The organism is Streptomyces sp. NPDC059003 (assembly GCF_042740445.1).
Lineage (GTDB): Bacteria > Actinomycetota > Actinomycetes > Streptomycetales > Streptomycetaceae > Streptomyces.
Genome location: NZ_JBHYJH010000080.1, coordinates 1 through 3,202, shown reverse-complemented (window position 1 = coordinate 3,202; position 3,202 = coordinate 1). Strand labels below are relative to the sequence as shown.

Here is a 3,202-nt window from a genome sequence, read left to right as displayed (position 1 = left end):
GGTCGGCCACGTTCCAGAGCCGGACGGTGTTGTCGGTGCTGCCGCTGGCGAGGGTGCGGCCGTCGGCGTTGAAGGCCACGGAGTGCACCGTCTCCTTGTGCCCGGTGAGCACCTTCCTGACCGGCTCCGGGTGGCGCGGGTCGGCCGTGTTCCACAGCCGGATCACGCCGTTGTCGCCCCCGGCCGCCAGGGTCCGCCCGTCGGGGCTGAACGCCACGGACCGCACCGGGGCGGTGTGGCCGGTCAGGGTGCGCAGCGCCTTCGGGCGGCGCGGGTCCGCCATGTTCCACAGGCGGACGGTGTGGTCCTCGCTGGCGGAGGCCAGCGTGCCTCCGTCCGGGCTGAAGGCGAGGAGGTAGATGGTGCCGCGGTGGCCGGTCACGGGCGCGCCGAGCGGGCGCGGCCGGGCGCGGTCCCGCACGTCCCACAGCCGGATCGTGCCGTCGTCCGAAGCGCTGGCGAGGGTGGCGCCGTCCGGGCTGAAGACCGCGCTGCTCACCCAACTCGTGTGGCCGGTGAGGGGCTTGCCCAGGGGCTTGGGCCGTGACCGGTTCGCCACGTCCCACAGCCGGACCGTCCGGTCGTAGCTCGCGGTGGCGAGGAGCCGTCCGTCCGGGCTGAACGAGGTGAGGTAGACGGCGCCGGTGTGGCCGCGGAGCTGGGTGGCGAGGGGCGCGTTCACGATGGAGATCAAACGATTCTGCGTGCCCTCGTCGTCGGGCCGCAGGCGGTGGGCCACCAGGTCGAGCTGGGCGGACAGGGACGGGTCGGTGGCCTTGGCGCGGTCGGCCTCGGCGGTCACCTGCTCGAAGACCGCGTCGTTCCGCTTGGCCACCGCGTCGTTGCGCTGCTGCCAGGCGACCACCGCCGCGGTGACGGCGAACAGGGCGAGCGCGAGCAGGGCCGACACCGCGCCGCGCCGGAGCCGGACCGTGCGCTTGCGCAGCCGGTCCGACGCGGCGAGGAAGTCCGTGGCGCAGCGCGTCAGGAAGGTGTCCTCGGCGGAGTCCGCCCAGGCGCGGGCCTGCTCAAGACGGGAGCCCCGGTAGAGCAGGGCCGTGTCGCGGTCGGAGTCCTCCCAGGTCCTGCTGTCCTCCTCGACGCGCTGCCGCAGGAGGTTGTCGTTCCTGTCCTCGTCGATCCACTCGCGCAGGCGCGGCCAGGCGTGCAGCAGCGCCTCGTGCGTGATCTCCACGGTCTCCGCGTCGAGGGTCACCAGGCGGGCGCGGACCAGGGCTTCGAGCGACTCCTCCGTCTTGCCGGGGTTCGTCGACCCCTCCGCGAGCTGGCGCCGCGTGCCCCGCCTCCGGGTGGCCTGGGTGTCCTCGCCGAGCCAGACAAGGCGGAGCAGGAGCAGCCGCGCGGCCGTGCGCGCCGCCGGGTCGAGCGTCGACCAGGCGCGCTCGGCGGTCGCCGCCACCGCTCCCTGGATTCCCCCCGCCGCGCGGTAGCCGGCGAGCGTGAGACGGCCGCCCTTCCGCCGCTGCCAGGTGGCGAGCAGCGCGTGCGAGAGGAGCGGCAGGACACCCGCGTGGTGCGCCCCGTGGAGCCCGTTGGCGCTCACTTCGCGGACGATCAGCTCCGCGAGACCGGGCTCAAGCTCGAGGCCCACGGCCTTGGCGGGCCCGGTCACCGCCGTGCGCAGTTCCGTGGTGGTCAGTGGCCCGAGCACCATGTGCCGGTGCTGGAGCGCGTCGGCCAGCTCGGGGTGCCCGAGGCACTCCTCGTAGAAGTCGGCGCGGATGCCGAGGACCACGAGCGCGGGGGCCGGGTCGCCGGAGTCGGCGGGCGAGCACGCGGCGTGGAGGAGCTGGACGAAGGCGCGCCGCTCCGCCTCGTCGGAGCAGAGGGTGAACGCCTCCTCGAACTGGTCCACGATGACGACGGGCCGGGCGGCGGCGGACGCCTCGCGCCGCGCCCACGCCGTCACGGACTCCCGCACCGCGTCGGCGAACCCGGGCGCACCGGGCCCCTCGGCCACCGGCCGGGCGAGCTCGGGTATCCGCTCGGTCAGCTCCGCGAGGGGATCGCCGCCCGGCACGAGCTGCAGCACCGGACCGCCCTCGCCGTCCCCCTCACCCAGCGCCCCGCTCCGCAGCGTCGGCACGAGCCCCGCGTTCAGGAGGGATGACTTCCCGGCCCCGGACGCGCCGACGAGCATGACGAGGCCGCCGGTCTTCTCCGCCGCGCGGAGCTGGCCGACGAGCGCCTCCGTGCTCCGCTCCCGCCCGAAGAACCACTGCGCGTCCTGCTGCCGGTACGAGGCGAGCCCGCGGTACGGACACACGAGGGGGGCGGCCGGGGTGTCACCCGGAGCCCGCCCCTCGTCCTCCACGGCCGCCGCGGCTCCTTCGCCGGCCGGGTCGGACACGGCGCGCTCCCACAGGCGCTGCCACTGGGCGAGGTCGTACAGGCCCGGGGCCACCGGCGCGGGCCGCTCGCGCCGCGCCTCGGGTATCAGGACGTGCAGGACCGCCGTGAGGGCGGCGAACTGCGCGGGCACGTTCTTGGCCCGCCGCCAGTCGCTGATCCGCTGCGCGGACACCCGCACGGGCCGCCCGCGTTCATCGACCCGCTGGAGCTGGGCGACGGCCTCGGCCACGCGCTTGAGGGGAGGGTTTCCAGCCTCCTGGTACAGCAGCGCGAGGCGTTCCGCGAAGGCTGTGCGTGCGCCCGAGTCGGGACTCAAGGCCTCCACCCCTTCTCTTCAGCTGCTCTTCCGCCGCACCTGGACATCCGGACCGGAAAAGTCACTTTATACGTCTGACCTGCGAAGAAGTTGGCCGGACGGCACCGGAACCTCCTCAGCCCGAGCCGTAAATGGCAGGATCGCGGCGCAGTAGCGAACCCACCACGAGGCGTCGGAGCAGGCCACAGGACCGACGCTCGGAGAGGCGACTCATGGTGCTGCGTGTTCCTGGCTGGTTTCCGCCGGAGTTACGAAGTGGTGGCGAGGGTCTCCTCGCGCGTACGCAACAGACCCGCGAAGCGTCGTTCGGCACCGGTCCCCACGAGGGGAGGGACCGGTGCCGGTACGACGCGTCGCGTGCGGCGCGCCCAGGCCGTGGGATCCGCTCTGCGTGCCCGGCACGGGGGAGGGGGCACGGCGACTCCGGCTGGGGCCCACGCGGCCCGCGTCCGCGTCGCCCTGCCGCCTGCACGGGCTGAGACGTCGGCCGCTCCCGCGCCCCGGGAGCGGCCC

Annotated in this window: 1 protein-coding gene; it reads right to left on the bottom strand. The window is 74.6% G+C overall.

Going from position 1 to position 3,202, the window contains the following annotated elements; translation table 11 throughout:
- Nucleotides 1-2,698, bottom strand: a 2,698-nt coding sequence (locus ACFWZ5_RS25800) for a hypothetical protein (protein WP_384891299.1), incomplete at its 3' end; no start/stop codon positions are given.
- Between the last annotated feature and the right edge of the window lie 504 nt (nt 2,699-3,202).